Consider the following 16,521-nt stretch of genomic DNA (forward strand, 5'->3'; position numbering starts at 1 on the left):
CATGTGCGGCATCACAGGGATCTTCGACATCCAGGGCCAGGCCCCTATCGACCGGGGCCTGCTGGAACGCATGAACCAGACCCAGTTCCACCGTGGCCCCGATGAAGGCGGCGTCCACCTGGAACCCGGGGTCGGGCTGGCCCACCGCCGCCTGTCCATCATCGACCTCTCCAGCGGCCAGCAGCCCCTTTTCAATGAAGACCACACCGTGGCCGTCACCTACAACGGCGAGATCTACAACTTCCCGGCACTGACCGACACCCTCAAGGCCGCCGGACACACCTTCCGCACCCATTGCGACACCGAAGTCATCGTCCATGCCTGGGAAGAATGGGGCGAGGACTGCGTGCGTCACTTTCGCGGCATGTTCGCCTTCGCCGTCTGGGACCGCAACCGCCAAAGCCTGTTCCTGGCCCGGGACCGACTGGGCATCAAGCCCGTCTACTATGCCCATCTGCCCAATGGCCAGTGCATCTTCGCCTCCGAACTCAAGGCCCTGATGGCCCACCCGGACCTGCCCCGGTCGCTGGACCCCCGGGCGGTGGACGAATATTTCGCCTACGGCTATGTGCCCGAGCCGCGCACCATCTACCAGGGCGTACACAAGTTGCCCCCCGGCCACACCCTGCTGTTGCAGCGGGGCCGTGCACCGGGGGAGCCACGGGAATACTGGGACGTACCCTTCCAGCCCCATGCCCCCATGGACGAGGCCCAGGCCATGGAGGCACTGGTGGAGCGCCTGCGCGAAGCGGTACGCATCCGTCTGGTGGCCGAGGTGCCCCTGGGGGCCTTCCTGTCCGGCGGCGTGGACTCCAGCGCCGTGGTGGCCATGATGGCGGGCCTGATGGACGACCCGGTCAAGACCTGCTCCATCGGCTTCAGCGACCCCCGCTACGACGAGTCCGCCCATGCCGCCCAGGTGGCCGAGCGCTACCACACCAGCCACCGGCAGCGGCAGGTGGACCCGGATGACTTCAGCCTGCTGGATCGGTTGGCGGATCTCTACGACGAACCCTTTGCCGACAGCTCGGCCCTGCCCACCTACCGGGTCTGCGAGCTGGCCCGGCAGGACGTCACCGTGGCCCTGTCGGGGGACGGCGGGGATGAAACCCTGGCCGGATACCGGCGTTACCGGTTCCATCTGCAGGAGGAGCGGGTGCGCAATCATCTGCCCCTGGGGCTGCGGCGTCCCCTGTTCGGCGCCCTGGGCCGGATATATCCCAAGCTGGACCGGGCTCCCCGGATGTTCCGTGCCCGCGCCACCTTCCAGGCTCTGGCCAGGGATGCGGTGGAAGGGTATTTCAACAATATCGCGGTCATCCGCGACGAGCAGCGCCTGAACCTCTACAGCCCCGCTTTCCGCCGTCAGCTGGAGGGGCACACGGCGGTGGACGTGCTGCGCCGCCACGCCGCCCGCGCCCCGGTGGAAGACCCCCTGTCTCTGGTTCAGTACCTGGACATGAAGACCTATCTGCCCGGCGACATCCTCACCAAGGTGGACCGCGCCAGCATGGCCCATGCCCTGGAGGTGCGGGTGCCCATCCTGGATCATCCCCTGGTGGAATGGATCTCGGGTCTGCCGCCGTCGCTCAAGCTCCGGGGTGGGGAAGGGAAGTACCTGCTGAAGAAGGCCATGGAGCCGCACCTGCCCAAGGACATCCTGTACCGGCGCAAGCAGGGCTTTGCCGTGCCCCTGGACCAGTGGTTCCGCGGCCCCCTGAAACAGCGCCTGCAGGACACCATCCTCGGCGACCGGCTACAGGATGCCGGTCTTTTCGAGATGAGTACCCTCCGGCATCTGGTGGATGCCCATGTGAGCGGACGCCGGGATTACAGCGCCCCCCTGTGGTCCCTGTTCATGTTCGAGGCGTTTTTGCGGCGCAACGAAGGGTGAGCGGTCACTCCCGCGAAAGCGGGAGTCCATGTTCCCCGTCCTCGACTGGATTCCCGCGTTCGCGGGAATGACGTGTTGTAACTTTAAAGTGGGCAGGGCGGTGATCAAGAATCCGGTCGCAGGATCATCTCCGGCAACCGGCTCTCCGGCAGATTCAGGCGGGACCGGGCGTCACGACGAAGATTCTCGTGGGTGTCCATCAGCATCAGGGCATAATCCTTCGCCAGGAGAAGGCCATCGGCAAATTCCGCCGGGCTGGTCATGTACTCATGAATCAGCCTGTTGCGCAGCTTGCGGGCTTCCAGCCAGACTTCCGTGCTGTCCAGGACACCCAGTCGCTCGGCACGATTGAGGACCTCGATCTGGCTACCGGGGGTTTCCGCCAGAGCCATCAGCCAGCGTGGCAGGAGTTTGTCGGCAATGGTGTCCTGCATTCGTGCAAACCGGGAAACGAAGGCCTCCAGTCTCTCGGCGATATCGGGCCTTGCTTCCAATTCGCGAACCCATGTCTCGGAAATGTCTTCCTGGTAAAGGCGTCGCCAGCTGTAGGCCAAGTGGCGTCCTTCCCGCGACACGATATCCAGAGTGTCCAGGAAACGATCAACCGGTAATAGATCCTCCCGATTCACAAGATGACTCCGGTTTTCAAGGCATTTTCATGGATGGGTCTAGGCGGTATGTCCGGGTCAAGCACCAGCACATCGATGGGTTGGTCACCCATGGCCATCTGCAGTCGGGCGACCAGGCGTAGAGACTTGCGTTCCCGATCTTCCTGGGGGCTTGGGCACTGGATCAGCAGATCGATATCCCCGCCACGCCGCGCATCGTCCACCCGTGAGCCGAACAGCCACACCCGGGCATCGGAACCGAAGATGTCCCGTGCCGTCTGCGTGATGATATCGACCTGCTCGCTGCTGAGTCGCATGGCGCCGTTTCTTGCGTCTTTACCGTCACTCCCGCCCTTTCCTTCCGTCACTCCTTGTCACTCCCGCGAACGCGGGAGTTCGGGCTTTAGGCCGAGATACGATCGTCGATCAGTTCCCGCAGCATCTGCGCACCGTTGCGGATCATCGCCTCCGTGGTCGCCCAGTCCACGCAGGCATCGGTGATGGAACAGCCGTAGCGCAGCTTGGAACGATCCGCCGTCAGCGGCTGATTGCCCGCCTCCAGGAAACTCTCGACCATCAGCCCCACGATAGAACGGTTCCCCTCCCGGATCTGGTGCATCACGTCCTTCATTACCAGGGGCTGCAACTCCGGGTTCTTGGAGGAATTGGCGTGGGAGCAGTCCACCACGATGTTGCGGGGGATGCCGGCCTTGTCCAGGGCCTGCTCCGCCAGGGCCACGGAAACGGTGTCATAGTTGGGCTGCCCGTTACCGCCGCGCAGCACCAGATGGCCGTAACGGTTGCCCCGGGTGCGCAGGATCACCGACTGCCCGTCATTGCCGATGCCGAGGAAACTGTGGGGACTGCCGGCGGAGAGGATGGCGTTGATCGCCACGCTCAGGTCGCCGTCGGTGCCGTTCTTGAAGCCCACGGGAGTGGACAGGCCCGAGGACATCTCCCGATGGGTCTGGGATTCCGCCGTGCGGGCGCCGATGGCCGTCCAGGCGATCAGATCGCCGTAGTACTGGGGCGCGATGGGGTCCAGGGCCTCGGTGGCCGCCGGCAGCCCCAGCTCATTGATGTCCATCAGAAATCGCCGGGCCTTGGCCATGCCCTCGTCGATGCGGAAAGTATCGTCCAGATGGGGGTCGTTGATGAACCCCTTCCAGCCCACCGAGGTGCGGGGCTTTTCGAAATAGACCCGCATCACCAGCAGCATGACATCCGATACCTCGTCCGCCAGCATCTTCAGGCGTCGGGCATAGTCCATGCCGGCCTCGGGGTCGTGGATGGAGCAGGGACCCACCACCACGAACAGGCGCGGATCCCGATGATCCAGGATGTCGCACAGGGCCTTGCGCCCGGCGAGGACACTGCGGGCCGCGGCATCGGACAGGGGGAACTGTGCCTTGATCTCCCGGGGGGAGGGCATGTAGTCCATGGCGGCGATGTTGAGGTTTTCGGTCTGAGCTGTGGTCATGCGGGTGATCCGGCGTAAAAGGGTGACAATCTTGACAGTCTAACGCGAAAATGCATTGCATTGTGCAATGCGGTTCCAAGCCTCAAACTATCAGCCCGCCCGGAATTTTTCCCAAGACTTCATGCCCCGCCCAAAATTCGAAGAACAATGGCGTCAACGCTTCATTCAGCGCGGTACGGTCTGTCAGGATGACGCCGACATCGCCGGCTGGACACGGTCCGGCCTGGAGGCCCGGTTGAGAAACTTTCAGCGCCTCTGGCCGGGGGATGCGCCGGGTGCCCTGTGGCTGGACGTGGGTTGCGGGGCCGGCAGTTATACCCGTTATCTGGCCGGGCAGGGCGTCAGTCCCATCGGCATGGACTATTCCCTGCCCTCGGTACAAAAGGCCCGGGAACGCAGTCCGGCGGCGATGACCTGGGCTGTGGGGGATGTGACGCAGCTGGCGATCCGTCCCGCTTCCCTGGACGGTGTCCTGTGCTTTGGTGTGATGCAGGCCCTGTCACGGCCGGAGCAGGCGGTGCGGGAGCTGGTGCATGCCACCCGACCGGGCGGACAGGTCTGGATCGACGCTCTGAACCGTGACTGCCTGACCACCCGGGTCCGGTGTCTGGTGGCCCGATTGACGGGGCGTGCGCCGGGTCTTCGGTACGACCGGGTCGGTGATCTTGCCGTCTGGCTGGAACGGGAAGGGGCCACGGAGGTGCAGGTGCACTGGATCCCCATCCTGCCGGGGCGTCTGCAGCGGTATCAGTCATTGCTGGAAAGGCCCTGGATGCGGCGGCTGATCCGGGCCGTTCCGGGGTTGGGCAGCCTGCTCAGCCACGCCATTCTGGTGTCCGCCAAACGTTCCCCTCATCCCCGGCCCTTCTCCCCCGAGGGGAGAAGGGGGTAAGGCCAGTTCCCAATCCATGGAGGAAAGTAGCCCCTCTCCCCTTGCGGGATAGGGGTTGGGACCCGTTCCCAATCCGCGGGGGAAAGCAGCCCCTCTCCCCTTGCGGGAGAGGGGTTGGGACCCGTTCCCGAATCCGCGGGGGAAAGCAGCCCCTCTCCCCTTGCGGGAGAGGGGTTGGGGTGAGGGGGAGTGCCTTGTTGGGGTGAGGGGAGTGCCTTGCTACGACGGGCAAGGATCAGATGGCGCGTCTGCGCCGCAGGAAGCCCATTGCGCCAAGCAGGCCGGCACCGAACAGGGCCAGCATGCCGGGCTCGGGGACGGCGGTGACGGGGGTGCCGTTATCCGCCGGTTCGTTGGACGGGTCAGAGGCAGTGCCGGTGGACGGTGGGTTGGCAAAAGCGCTTGTCACCGTCGGGGTCACGGACTGCCAGCCCTGACCGTGGAAATTCGTCAGGTTGTCGAAACCGAGCTGGACATGGTTGCCATTCAGGTCCCCGATGAGCATCTCGCTGTGCCAGACGAGGTCTGATTGCTTGGTGTCGTAGCCTGCACTTCCCCAAAGCCCTATCCGCTCATTGTCATGCCTAGCGTAAGAGAGCACCCCGGTCATGCTGTATGTTGCTCCGATCCACGCCTCATAGGGGGCTTCATCAAGCACCAGATTGATCGTGATGTCGGTGGCAAAGTTCGTAGGGCCATAATTCCTGGTCAAGCATAATCCAAAAAAAGAAGCAGAACATGTAGATCCACTATTTGCCGCGCTGACCTTGAAAAGGCTCTCCAGACCACTGATCTCTTTGGTTTCCGTGTTCACGGTGAATGTATTCCACCCCAGATCCGAGAAACTGAGGCGATTCGGTGCTGCGAGATTGGAGTTGGACAGCGTCACCCCGGAGCCTTCCCCCGGCGTCAAGGTAATGACCGCAGCCTGAGCCGTGCCCGCCAAGGCGCCGGCGCCGACCAACAGTGCCATGACCAGATGCTTCAGTGTGTTGTTCTTCTTGTGGGATGTGTTCATCGAAATCGTATCCTTCACGAAAAAACGCGGCGAAAACTGCATGCCAATTAATAAAGCACTAATCGTGCCATGATCGATGAAACGGCTTCCGGATGCGATTTTATGCGGAATGCCTCAAGCTTTTAGTCTTGAGATTGTAAAGAAATCCGACGTTTTTGCGTGTCAAGATAGAGCGTGCCCATCATGCGGCTTTTCAAGGCAGAAAATGGCTAATAAACCACGCCCCAGCCCCGAGGCCTGCCCTCGTTTTGGGGCGCCATGCGGAGGCCGGACGATGAAGGTGGGGGTGGTGTCGGAATTTTTTACGCTCAAAGCCGGCGTCCGGCCAGCCACAACTCCAGCACCATCAGCACCCACACCAGCTCTCCGTAATAGGCGGCGTGCTTGTCCCGGTGCAGGCGGATCAGCGCGTCGATGAACTCGGGCCGGATGATGTCCCGCCCCTTGAGGCGGGTCAGTGCATCCAGGGCAAGATCCCGCAGGGGCGGATGATCCCGCAGCCAGATGCCGAAAGGCAGGCCGAACCCATGCTTTTTCTTCTGAATGATGGCCTCCGGCAGAAAATCCCGGCAGGCCTGTTTGTAGAACCACCGCAACTGGTTGCCCCTGAGCTTCCGCGCCGACGGAATCCGGTTGGAGAGCATCATCAGGTCTTCGGCCAGCATCGGATAGGCCACCTCCACCCCGGCCAGCCGGCAGGCCGTGTTCACCTTCACCAGATCATTGTCGTGCAGGGTGAAATGCCAGTCCAGATACAGCATGCGGTTGAGCAGGGAAGCCCCTTCCGGTGCCGCGAACAGGCCTCGCTTCAGATCCCTGGGGGCGTGCAGGTCCACCGTGCCGACGAACCCCGCCGTGAAGACCTCCCGGGGATCATGGCGCTCCAGGAAGGCATAGGTATCCATCCGATCCGGCAGCGGAATCCGCGCCTGAGTGACATAACTGTGGGCCTTGCGCAGCAGCGGCAGATTCGCCAGCGGGGCCGTGCCCGCGATCAGCCCCTGTCTGGCCCAGGCGGGCAGGCGGTTGAAATGCTCGAATACACCCTGCTTGGCATAGCGTTCGTTGCCGGCAAACAGCTCATCCCCGCCATCCCCGGCCAGCATCAGTTCCACCCCTTCCTCGCGGGCCTTGCGGGCACACAGAAACGCCGGCAGCACGGAGGAATTACCGAACGGCTCATCGCAAGCGGCCGCCACATGCGGCAGCCAGGTGGTGATGTCGTCCGGCGTGACGTAATACTCATGGCCGACGGCCCCGAAATGGCCGCGGGCAAGCCGGGCATATTCCATCTCGTCGTAACCGGGCACATCAAAACCGATGGAATAGGCATGGGCCTCGTCGCTCACCCTGGCCAGCATCCCGGTGACGGTGGAGCTGTCCAGGCCGCCGCTCAAAAATGCGGCGGTCCGCGGCGCTTCCGGCGCTGCGACGGCATCACGCACCGCCTGCTCGATGATCGCCAGCATCTCCTTGCCCGCCCCGGCCACATCCACGGGAGTTTCCTCAAAGCGGGGCAGCCAGTAGGGGCGTACCCGATGCGTCCCGCGCTCCCACTCCAGCACGTGTCCGCCGGGCAGCTTGCGGATACCCTGGTAGATGCTGCGGGGGCTGGGGATGAAATGACAGTACACATAATCATGGATCGCCTGGGCATCCAGATCACCGCCCAGCCCCGCCTCCACCAGTGGGGCCAGGGCACTGCAGAAGCTCAGCCGGGTGCCGTCCTGGGCATAATAGAGCTGCCGGATGCCGATCTTGTCCACCGCCAGCAGGCCGCGCCCGCGTTCCGGTTCCAGGATCGCCAGCGCAAAAGGCCCCTTGAGGGCGGTCAGTGCCGCCGTGCCCTGACGGCGGTAATCCCGGGCCAGTGCTTGCAGGACGGCATCCACGCTGGTAGCGTCGCCATGATGCGCCCGGCCTGTCAGAGCCAGGATCAGCCCATCGGTTTGCAGCACTCCCCCTCCGGTACCGGCACAAAAGGCCGGACCCTGGCTGGCAAGGGCACCGCCCTCCAGTCCCTGGGCCAGTGTGGAACGGATCACGGCGTCGATGTCGGCAGTCGTGGTCAGCGCCCCTGCAATGCCCTGGGCTGGATGCACGTCGTGCAGGTTGGGGGAGTCGGTCATGGCGGGTGCATAATGGGGCATGAGCAATCATGGTAATCCGAACCACCGGGATGGACCAGCATGAGAATCGCGATCTTTGGGATGGGGTACGTGGGGGCGGTCTCGGCCGCGTGTCTGGCAAGGGATGGCCATGAGGTCGTCGGGGTCGACATCGACTCGCACAAGCTGGATCTGTTGCGCCGTGGGCATTCTCCCATCGTGGAGGAAGGCATCCAGGAACTCACTGCCCAGGTGGTACAGGCGGGACGCTTGACGGTCACCGACGACGTGAGCGAAGCCATCCGCCGCTCCGAGGTGTCCTTCATCTGTGTCGGCACCCCCTCCAGCCGCAACGGCAGCCAGGATCTTGCCGCCGTGCGCAACGTGGCCCGACAGATCGGCGAGGCCCTGGCCTTGACGGACCACTATCACACCGTGGTGCTACGCTCCACCGTCAAGCCCGGCACCACCCTGGAACTGGTGGGGCCGACGCTGGAATCCGCATCCGGCAAGCGGGTGGGGGAGGGCTTCGGCCTGGCCTTCCAGCCGGAGTTTCTGCGGGAAGGCTCGTCCATCAAGGACTATGATCATCCCCCCTTCACCGTGGTGGGTGCCGATTCCGAACGCACCCTGGACCAGGTGAAGCCCATCTTCGAACATCTGCCCTGCGAGTTCGTGGGTACCGGGATCGGCACGGCGGAAATGGTCAAGTACGCCTGCAATGCCTTCCACGCCCTCAAGATCGTCTTTGCCAACGAGGTGGGACGCCTGTCCCAGTCCCTGGGCCTGGACTCCCGCGAGGTGATGGAACTGGTCACCCGGGATCGTCAGCTCAACATTTCCCCGGCCTACCTGCGTCCCGGTTTTGCCTTCGGCGGCTCCTGCCTGCCCAAGGATTTGCGGGCGGTCCTCTACATGGCCAAGGAGCAGGACACCGAGCTACCCATGCTCGGCAGCCTCATTCCCAGCACAGCAGCAGATCGACCATGCGGTGGATTTTGTCCTGGACAGCGGCAAGCGGCGTGTGGGCCTGATCGGCCTGAGTTTCAAGAGCGGCACCGACGACATGCGCGAAAGCCCCCTGGTGGAACTGGCGGAGCGTCTGATCGGCAAGGGCATGGACCTGAAGATCCACGACCCCAACGTGCAGCTGTCCCGGGTCATCGGCGCCAACCGGCGCTACATCGAGGAGACACTGCCCCATATCGCCTCCCTGCTGATGGAAGATTGCCGTGCCCTCATCGAACACTCGGAAGTGATCGTCCTGGGGCTGAGTGATGCCCCGCTGGTGGCACAGTTGCTGGCCCATGCCGGTCCGGAACAGCAGGTGCTGGACCTGGTGGGACTCAAGGACCGCGGCGCCCTCAAGGCCGCCTATCAGGGGATCTGCTGGTGAGCGAACGTCCGTCCCTGGTCTTTGTGTCACCCCGGTTTCTGTTTCCCACCGACGAAGGCGGCAAGATCCGCACCACCCAGATCCTGCGGGGCATGAAGGGCGGGCGGTTTCACATCACCCTCATGTCGCCGGCCACGCCCGAGCAGACGGCCCGACATCGGGAAGAGATCGAAGCGGTCTGCGACCGCTTCATCGCCTGGCCGGCCCGTAGTGTCGGGCCGTTGCACAGGATCACCCGGCTGCGCCATTTACTGTCCCTCAAGCCCGTCTCCGTGGCCGCCGGCGTGGACCCCGTTGCCCGCCGACGGGTGCGTGAACAACTTCAGCAGGGTGCCCAGGTGGCGGTGTTCGATTTCATCCACGCCGCCACCCTGGCCCCCCTCCACAGCCTGTGCCCCACCGTGATGTTCACCCACAACGTGGAGGCGGAGATTTTTCGCCGTCATGCCGAGGTGGCCGGTCATCCCTTGAAACGCTACGTCTGGCGGGGCCAGCATCGCAAGATGGCTCGTTTCGAAGCCCGGGAACTGCCCCGCTTCGATACCGTGGTGGCAGTCTCGGAACGGGATGCCGAGGCATTCCGGGCCATGCCCCGGAACCATCGGGTGGAGGCCATCCCCACCGGCGTGGATCTGGACTTCTTTGCCTACCAACCGCCCGGCGAGGGGGACCACCTGATTTTCACCGGTGCCATGGACTGGCAGGCCAACATCGACGGCATCGCCTACGAGGCCATGGCCATGGGCCTGCCGGTGGTTTCCACCGGGCTGGGGGTGGAAGGCCTGCCGCTCACCGATGGCGAGCAGTTTTTGCAGGCGGATACCCCTGAGGCCATGGCCCAGGCTCTGGATCGGCTCCTGTCGGATTCGGCCCTGCGGTTACGGCTGTCACAGGCCGCCCGCCGCCACGTGGAAGATCACTGCTCCTCCCTGGCGGTGGCCAGGTGTTTTGAGGATATCTGCCAAAGGACCATGAACGGGCAAGGGTAGGGGGTTGTTCCATGCATGAAGGGTTCGTTCGCTCGGTAGTGTTCCCCCTCCATGAACGCCTTCGGGGACGCAGCACTGCCGCCTGTTATGCCTCCCTGAGGGGCAGCGAACGCCTGTCTCCGGATGCCCTCAAGGCCCTGCAGGACCGCAAGCTGCAAAGGCTCATGACCCATTGCTGGCACCATGTGCCCTTCTACCGCCGGCGCTTCGAGGCGCTGGGGGTGTCCCATCCGGAAGAACTGGGCCGGGAGGTCCTGACCCGGCTACCCCTGCTGGAGAGGGCCGATGTGCGCGAATACCTGGACGATCTGACGGCCGATGACCACCGGGATCGGCTGATTCGCCATACCACCGGCGGCTCCACCGGCCAGCCCCTGGTGTTCTACACCGATCCCCTCAAGGAATCCTGGCACAATGCCGCCAAGTTGCGGGGCCGGGCCTGGTTCGGCATCGAGCCCGGGAGTCGTCAGGTGGATTACTGGGGGTCCCCGGTGGAGTTGAGCAAGCAGGACGCCTTGCGCCGCTTCAAGGACCGCCGGTTTCTCAATCAGGTGGTGATCTCCGGGCTGGACCTGCGTGACGAGGCCCTGGCCCGGGGCGCGGAGCAACTGCGTCGTTTTCGCCCCCGACTGGTCTACGGCTACCCCACCGTGCTCTACCATGTGGCCCTTTACATGGAACGCTACCCACAAGCCTTCGGCGGCTGGCGCCCCGAACTGGTGACCTGCACCTCCGAAGTCCTCTATCCCAACCAGCGGGACAAGATGCTGGAGGTCTTCCAGTGTCCGGTGGGCAACGAATACGGTTCCCGTGACGGCGGACATCTGGCCCACGAATGCCCTGCCGGGCGCCTGCATATCGCCGCCGAGCATGTACTGCTGGAGGTGGATGAGCCCGATGCACAGGGCGTGGGCGACCTGGTGGTGACCAATCTCGACGGCCACGGCATGCCCCTGCTGCGCTACCGCCTCGGTGATCGAGTGGCGTTGGAGGCGGAGCCCTGTCCCTGCGGACTCACCCTGCCCACCCTGGGGCAGGTCATGGGGCGCATGACGGATTTCATCGTGGCTCGGGACGGCAGTCTGATCCACAGTGCCGCCCTGGTGGGCATCCTGCGGGAACTGCCGGATCTCAAGCAGTTCCGCATCATCCAGCGTCGAGACCTGTCCATCGAGATCCTGCTGGTGCGCGATGCCCCGTTCCCCCAGGCCCTGTTGGATGAGGTGTGTCGCAGGATGCAGGGCATGATGGGCACGGATCTTCCCGTCACCTTCTCGTTTCCCGACCACATCCCGCCGGGGAAGTCCGGTAAATATGCCACTCTCATTTCCGAAGCCTACGCAGCCCGCCCATGAACACGCCTGATCCGACCTGGCGCATCGGTCTGGTGGGACCGTTGCCACCCCCCCCCGGCGGCATTGCCAACCAGACCCGGCAACTGGCCCGTCTACTGCAGGAGGATCATCTGGTGGTGAAACTGGTGCAGATGAACGCGCCCTATCACCCCGACTGGATTGAGCGCATCCGCGGCGTGCGCGCCGTGTTTCGTCTTGTCCCCTATGTGGTATCCCTGTGGCGGCTGTGCGACCGAATCAGCGTCATGCACGTCATGGCCAACTCCGGTTGGTCCTGGCATCTGTTCGCGGCCCCCGCCATCTGGATCGGGCGTATCCGGGGGGTGCCGGTGGTCGTCAATTACCGGGGCGGTGGGGCGGAAGCCTTCTTCGAGCAGTCCTGGCGCTGGATACGCCCCACCATGTCGCGGGCGTCGCGCATCATCGTTCCCTCCGGCTTTCTGCGGGATGTCTTTGGGCGTTTCCATGCCGAGGCGGTGGTGGTCCCCAATGTGATCGACCTTTCAAAATTTGCCCCGCATCGATCCTATGTCCCCTGTACCCCTGGAGTGGGGGGAGGGGGGCCGCACCTCATCGTGACCCGTAACCTGGAAGACATCTACGACAACGCCACGGCCATCCGTGCCCTGGCTCTGATCCGGGAACATCACCCCGAGGCGCGAATGACCATCGCCGGTGACGGACCGGAGCGCCCCGCCCTGGAGGCCCTGGTGCAATCACTGCAACTGACGCCGTGGGTCACGTTTGCCGGCCGTCTGGAAGTTGGCCTGCTGCCGGACCTGTATCGCAGCGCCGACATCATGCTCAATCCCAGTCTGATCGATAACACCCCCAACTCCATTCTGGAGGCCTTGGCCAGTGGGGTTCCCGTCGTCAGTACCCATGTGGGGGGCGTACCCTATCTGGTGGAGGATGGCAGCACCGCCCTGCTGGTGCCTCCGGGTGAACCCCGGGCCATGGCCGAGGCCGTATGCCGACTCATGGATTCCCCTGGCCTGGTGTCACAGCTGCGCAGCAATGGTCTGGAGGCGGTGGGTGGCTTTCAATGGGAGCAGGTACGCCAGGTGTTATATGGCGTCTATCGGGAGGCGATGGAACCATGACACATTACACTGCAACCATTTCCGGTATGTCCCGCAACCTGCTGACCCCGAAGCCCAGTAGTCGACTGGATCGCGGCTTGGTGGATCTGACCGGAAGGCTGTTGCCCATGATCTGCAAGGGTGGCGCAAAGGGGCGACTGTCCATTCTCATCTTCCACCAGGTCCTTCCCGAGCCGGACCCCTTCAGGCCGGAAGCACTGGATGCCGAAACCTTTCACTGGCAGATTGCCTTGCTGGCGGAACACTTCAACTTGCTGAGCCTGCCGGAGGCCATGGAGAGACTGAGCCAGGGCACCTTGCCTCCCAAGGCGGTCTGCGTGACCTTTGACGACGGTTACGCGGACAATGCTAACGTGGCTTTGCCCATTCTGCTGAAGCATCGCGTTCCCGCCACGTTTTTCATCTCCACCGGCTATCTGGATGGTGGGCGGATGTGGCATGACACGGTGATCGAGGCCATGCGCCTGATGGAAACCGACCTGCTGGATCTGAGCGACAGTCTGGGCCAGCGTTTCCTGACCGGCTCGATTCATGAAAAACGCCGTTCCACCCGCCGACTCATTGCCCTGTTGAAAAACCTGGACCCTTCCGACCGTGATGCACTGATACAGCGCATCATCGAGCCCGTATCGAGCGGTTTGCCCACGGACCTGATGATGACCTCGAACCAGGTTCGACGGTTGCAGAAATCCGGCATGGTCTTGGGCTGTCATACGGTCAGCCATCCCATTTTCACGACCGTGGGCATCGAGACGGTGCGGCAGGAAATCCAGCAGGGACGAGCCGAGCTGCAGTCCCTGCTGGATGAGTCGGTGACTCTGTTCGCCTATCCCAACGGCCGTCCGTTTGATGACTATCAGGCCGAACATGTCAGGCTGGTGCGCGATCTGGGTTTCGAAGCCGCCTTCAGCACCGCCGGCGGCGTGGCTACCCGGAATGCCGACCGCTGGCAACTGCCTCGCTTTTCACCTTGGGATCGCATTCCATCCCGCTTCATGGCGCGCCTATTGCTCAATGCGGTCAATGCGGCTTCAACGCGGGTCCCTTTGTCCTGATAACCTCACTGTCGGGATGGTTGACATCCTCATCTTAAAATACCTCTCTGGCCTTTTTAAGGCTTTGATTATCAATGAATTAAAAAACTGGTGTCTTTTTTGCTTGTTTCAGGCGGAGAAATCAAGCGACGTCGGAGACATCAATGAAAACGCTAAAATCGGCATGTATTGCCGGCGGTATGGTTGGGCTGCTGGCGATGGGGATGAGCGGTGTTGCTTCGGCGGCGCTGGTTGTTGATCGCGGACTCCCCAATACAAACCTCAATAACGTTGCCGGTCCGGATCGAAGCAACGTGGCTTGGGATTTCGGCAGTGAAGCCGATGGAACCGGCGATGCATGGATTGCTGGTGATGATTTCACCCTGCCTTGCCTGTCCTGTCAGCCCAAGCACACCGACTACTGGAATATTTACTGGATCAGCGTCTGGGCCATTGCAGGGGGGTATGAGTCCGATTTCCAACTGGGGGATCGTTACCAGACCATTTCCCTGTTCCTGGGGCAGGATCAGGGAGAAGACACCGTGGTGCCGCGCGTGGCAACGGCCAACGTGACCGGTAATGAGACGGACAATGCCAACGTCACCATCACCCCGGTGGATTATCCGGATAACCCCGGTGTGGCCTACCAGGGGTCCGGTGGCAGTTTCATTCAGATCTGGCAGATTGACTTCTTTGATCTGGGGATCTTCTCCGAAGGCCAATATCTCTTTGCGGCGGATGGCATCAGTACCACGGGCGATCTCCAGCCCCTGTGGTTCAACCATGCTTCCAACGCCGATCTGAGCGGCACCCCTCAGGATCAGTCGGATGATCTGTACCGCTGGTTCTCCGGTAATGCCGGCCTGGATGAAATCGTCTTCGGTGGCATGGTGGATTCCAATGGCTTCGGTTGGAACAAGTCCAGTGATATCAATATCCGGGTCTATGCCGAGCATGTCCGGACGGATATCCCCGAACCCGGTAGCCTGCTGCTGATGGGCATGGGTATTCTGGGCCTGTTCTCCGCCATGCGTCGCCGCCGGATGTTTTCTTGATGGAATGAGCCCCGTCCGTCTTCACTCATAGGGCGTATCGGCAAAGGCCCCCTGCGTTACATGACGATGCAGGGGGCCTTTTCAGTCATGTCGCCGCCGCAGCCTGAGTACCTGCCTCAGCACATAGGCTTCCGCCCCGGCGGGGCGGCCAGCCAGCCACCACAGCAGGATGATGGCCAGCGTGTAGCTGACCATGCCCAGGCCGATGCGGGCCATCAGGATTAGCCATTCCGGTCCCGGGATCAACTCGCCAAGCTGCATCACGCACAGTGCCATGAAAAGGGCCGCCAGCAGGGGCCGATAGACCACACCCACCAACTCGCCCACTTTCAGACCCGACAATGTCCGGGTCAGCAACCCGGCAAACAGGGCCACCCCCAGTGCCGCCACGAACAGTCTCAACCAAGCGATTTCCAAGGCACCCGCCTGGGGCAAGAGCATCACCGCGAGCACGGCAAAAACACCCACTTGCCACCAGGTATAGGCAGCCACCAGCTTCACACGCCCCAGGGTCAGGCAGACATAGATGCCGCTGGAGAGCAGGGCGGTGACCACCGTGACCAGCGCGATGATCTCCACGAACGGCACGATGAATCCCCATTGCTCACCCAGCAGGATGGCCACCGCCTCATGGGCCACCAGGGCCAGCCCCGTGCCGGCGGGAATCACGATCAGGGCCTGCACCCCCTGCGCCAGCAGGAACAGGCGCTTGAGTTCAGTCAGATCCTGTTTCACTCGCACAAAGGCCGGGAACAGCACCCGATTGATGGGCGCCAGCAGTTCCGTGGTGGGCATGCTGGAAATCTCATTGGCCAGGGAATACCCCCCCGTCACTGTGGTGTTGTCCCGCCGCCCCACCAACATCATGTGCAACGACTGATCCAGATAGACGCCGACATTGCGTACCAGTACCCACTGGGAAATACCAAAGATTTCATGGAATCGGGCCAGACTCGGTTGGGGCCGCATGGGATGCATCACATAGCTCAGTACCAGGCCGAAGGCACGCCCCACCAAAGTCCCGATCACCAGTGCCCAGAACGACTGCAGCACAAAGGCGGCCCCGATGGTGGTCACAAAGCCGACTATTCGTCGGGCAAACAGAAACTGGAAATCCTCGACAAAGCGCATCTCCTTCTGAAAATTCACGATGCCGATATTCTCCAGCCCGCTCAATAAAAAGGAGAGGGCCAGTACCTGGATGACCAGGGTGATGCGGGGTTCGTCAAAAAAGACCGCCGCCCACGGCGCCGCTACCCACACCAGCGCGGCGGCCGCCGCACATTGCAGCAGACGCAGGGTCCAGGCCGTGTTGTAATGGTCCCGAGATGGAGAGGGGTTCTGAATCAGGGCCACATGCACGCCCAGATCCAGCAGAACATCCGCCAGGCCAATGACCAGGGAGGCCATGACAATGATGCCGAAATCCTCGGGCGCCAACAGGCGCGCAAGGATGATGACGCTGACAAGACCGATCAGGCGGTCGGTCCAGCGCATGGTGATGGTCAGCGCGGCCCCCTTGGCGACGCTGGTGGGGGAATGGGCCAAGAAGGAAGGCTCTGATTCTGGAGTATCCCCACGTTTTCGCA

The 16,521-nt window shown here is 62.8% G+C and carries 14 protein-coding genes and 1 pseudogene; 9 read left to right on the forward strand and 6 right to left on the reverse strand.

Annotated features, from left to right (window positions below; all coding sequences use genetic code 11):
• Position 1: 1 nt before the first annotated feature.
• Entirely contained in the window at positions 2-1,894 is a 1,893-nt protein-coding gene (locus ECTPHS_RS06310) for an XrtA/PEP-CTERM system amidotransferase (RefSeq protein ID WP_008931871.1), read from the forward strand.
• Between the two features lie 104 nt (positions 1,895-1,998).
• Here ECTPHS_RS06310 and ECTPHS_RS06315 read toward each other — a convergent pair whose 3' ends face one another.
• The 3 genes from ECTPHS_RS06315 to ECTPHS_RS06325 form a co-directional block, all read right to left on the reverse strand.
• The gene (locus ECTPHS_RS06315; RefSeq protein ID WP_008931872.1) at positions 1,999-2,523 is read right to left on the reverse strand and encodes a hypothetical protein; all 525 of its coding nucleotides are present in this window, start codon (positions 2,521-2,523) and stop codon (positions 1,999-2,001) included.
• On the reverse strand, positions 2,520-2,819 hold the full coding sequence (locus tag ECTPHS_RS06320; RefSeq protein ID WP_008931873.1) for a nucleotidyltransferase domain-containing protein: 300 nt from the start codon (positions 2,817-2,819) through the stop codon (positions 2,520-2,522). The genes ECTPHS_RS06315 and ECTPHS_RS06320 overlap by 4 nt, the downstream gene beginning before the upstream one ends.
• A gap of 86 nt (positions 2,820-2,905) precedes the next feature.
• A complete protein-coding gene (locus ECTPHS_RS06325) occupies positions 2,906-3,982 on the reverse strand; it encodes a 3-deoxy-7-phosphoheptulonate synthase (RefSeq protein ID WP_008931874.1) in 1,077 nt (358 codons plus the stop codon).
• Between the two features lie 121 nt (positions 3,983-4,103).
• Here ECTPHS_RS06325 and ECTPHS_RS06330 point away from each other — a divergent pair, with 121 nt between their 5' ends.
• Complete coding sequence (locus tag ECTPHS_RS06330; RefSeq protein WP_141565279.1) at positions 4,104-4,874, forward strand: class I SAM-dependent methyltransferase; 771 nt, start codon at positions 4,104-4,106, stop codon at positions 4,872-4,874.
• 235 nt (positions 4,875-5,109) lie between these two features.
• On the opposite strand, the gene ECTPHS_RS06335 is transcribed toward ECTPHS_RS06330, so the two are convergent.
• Both ECTPHS_RS06335 and ECTPHS_RS06340 read right to left on the reverse strand, forming a co-directional pair.
• Complete coding sequence (locus ECTPHS_RS06335) at positions 5,110-5,892, reverse strand: PEP-CTERM sorting domain-containing protein (RefSeq protein ID WP_008931876.1); 783 nt, start codon at positions 5,890-5,892, stop codon at positions 5,110-5,112.
• A 308-nt stretch (positions 5,893-6,200) separates the two neighbouring features.
• Positions 6,201-8,042 carry an asparagine synthetase B gene (locus ECTPHS_RS06340; RefSeq protein ID WP_008931877.1) on the reverse strand — a complete coding sequence of 614 codons (1,842 nt, stop codon included), beginning with the start codon at positions 8,040-8,042 and terminating at the stop codon, positions 6,201-6,203.
• 39 nt (positions 8,043-8,081) lie between these two features.
• Between ECTPHS_RS06340 and ECTPHS_RS06345 the strand changes: the two are divergent.
• The 7 genes and pseudogenes from ECTPHS_RS06345 to ECTPHS_RS06370 all read left to right on the forward strand — a co-directional run.
• Positions 8,082-8,945, forward strand: a pseudogene (locus tag ECTPHS_RS06345) (nucleotide sugar dehydrogenase); the annotation flags it as partial.
• A 310-nt stretch (positions 8,946-9,255) separates the two neighbouring features.
• Positions 9,256-9,396, forward strand: coding sequence for a hypothetical protein (locus ECTPHS_RS14940; protein ID WP_210386898.1), 141 nt, complete (start codon positions 9,256-9,258; stop codon positions 9,394-9,396).
• A complete protein-coding gene (locus tag ECTPHS_RS06350; RefSeq protein WP_008931878.1) occupies positions 9,393-10,385 on the forward strand; it encodes a glycosyltransferase in 993 nt (330 codons plus the stop codon). The genes ECTPHS_RS14940 and ECTPHS_RS06350 overlap by 4 nt, the downstream gene beginning before the upstream one ends.
• Positions 10,386-10,396: 11 nt before the next feature.
• A complete protein-coding gene (locus ECTPHS_RS06355) occupies positions 10,397-11,740 on the forward strand; it encodes a phenylacetate--CoA ligase family protein (RefSeq protein ID WP_040405295.1) in 1,344 nt (447 codons plus the stop codon).
• Complete coding sequence (locus tag ECTPHS_RS06360) at positions 11,737-12,843, forward strand: glycosyltransferase family 4 protein (RefSeq protein ID WP_008931880.1); 1,107 nt, start codon at positions 11,737-11,739, stop codon at positions 12,841-12,843. The genes ECTPHS_RS06355 and ECTPHS_RS06360 overlap by 4 nt, the downstream gene beginning before the upstream one ends.
• A gap of 107 nt (positions 12,844-12,950) precedes the next feature.
• On the forward strand, positions 12,951-13,898 hold the full coding sequence (locus tag ECTPHS_RS06365; protein ID WP_040405333.1) for a polysaccharide deacetylase family protein: 948 nt from the start codon (positions 12,951-12,953) through the stop codon (positions 13,896-13,898).
• 293 nt (positions 13,899-14,191) lie between these two features.
• Positions 14,192-14,932, forward strand: a complete 741-nt coding sequence (locus ECTPHS_RS06370; RefSeq protein ID WP_008931882.1) for a PEP-CTERM sorting domain-containing protein — start codon at positions 14,192-14,194, stop codon at positions 14,930-14,932.
• A gap of 81 nt (positions 14,933-15,013) precedes the next feature.
• Here the strand turns inward: ECTPHS_RS06370 and ECTPHS_RS06375 are convergent, their stop codons facing one another.
• The gene (locus tag ECTPHS_RS06375; RefSeq protein WP_008931883.1) at positions 15,014-16,480 is read right to left on the reverse strand and encodes a lipopolysaccharide biosynthesis protein; all 1,467 of its coding nucleotides are present in this window, start codon (positions 16,478-16,480) and stop codon (positions 15,014-15,016) included.
• Positions 16,481-16,521 lie beyond the last annotated feature (41 nt).

Source organism: Ectothiorhodospira sp. PHS-1 (assembly GCF_000225005.1).
GTDB lineage: Bacteria > Pseudomonadota > Gammaproteobacteria > Ectothiorhodospirales > Ectothiorhodospiraceae > Ectothiorhodospira.

Coding starts and splice junctions, on each gene's coding strand:
- ECTPHS_RS06310 (WP_008931871.1), top strand. CDS start 2: ATGTGCGGCATCACAGGGATCTTCGACATCCAGGGCCAGGCCCCTATC.
- ECTPHS_RS06320 (WP_008931873.1), bottom strand. CDS start 2,819: ATGCGACTCAGCAGCGAGCAGGTCGATATCATCACGCAGACGGCACGG.
- ECTPHS_RS06325 (WP_008931874.1), bottom strand. CDS start 3,982: ATGACCACAGCTCAGACCGAAAACCTCAACATCGCCGCCATGGACTAC.
- ECTPHS_RS06330 (WP_141565279.1), top strand. CDS start 4,104: ATGCCCCGCCCAAAATTCGAAGAACAATGGCGTCAACGCTTCATTCAG.
- ECTPHS_RS06335 (WP_008931876.1), bottom strand. CDS start 5,892: ATGAACACATCCCACAAGAAGAACAACACACTGAAGCATCTGGTCATG.
- ECTPHS_RS06340 (WP_008931877.1), bottom strand. CDS start 8,042: ATGCCCCATTATGCACCCGCCATGACCGACTCCCCCAACCTGCACGAC.
- ECTPHS_RS06355 (WP_040405295.1), top strand. CDS start 10,397: ATGCATGAAGGGTTCGTTCGCTCGGTAGTGTTCCCCCTCCATGAACGC.
- ECTPHS_RS06360 (WP_008931880.1), top strand. CDS start 11,737: ATGAACACGCCTGATCCGACCTGGCGCATCGGTCTGGTGGGACCGTTG.
- ECTPHS_RS06365 (WP_040405333.1), top strand. CDS start 12,951: ATGATCTGCAAGGGTGGCGCAAAGGGGCGACTGTCCATTCTCATCTTC.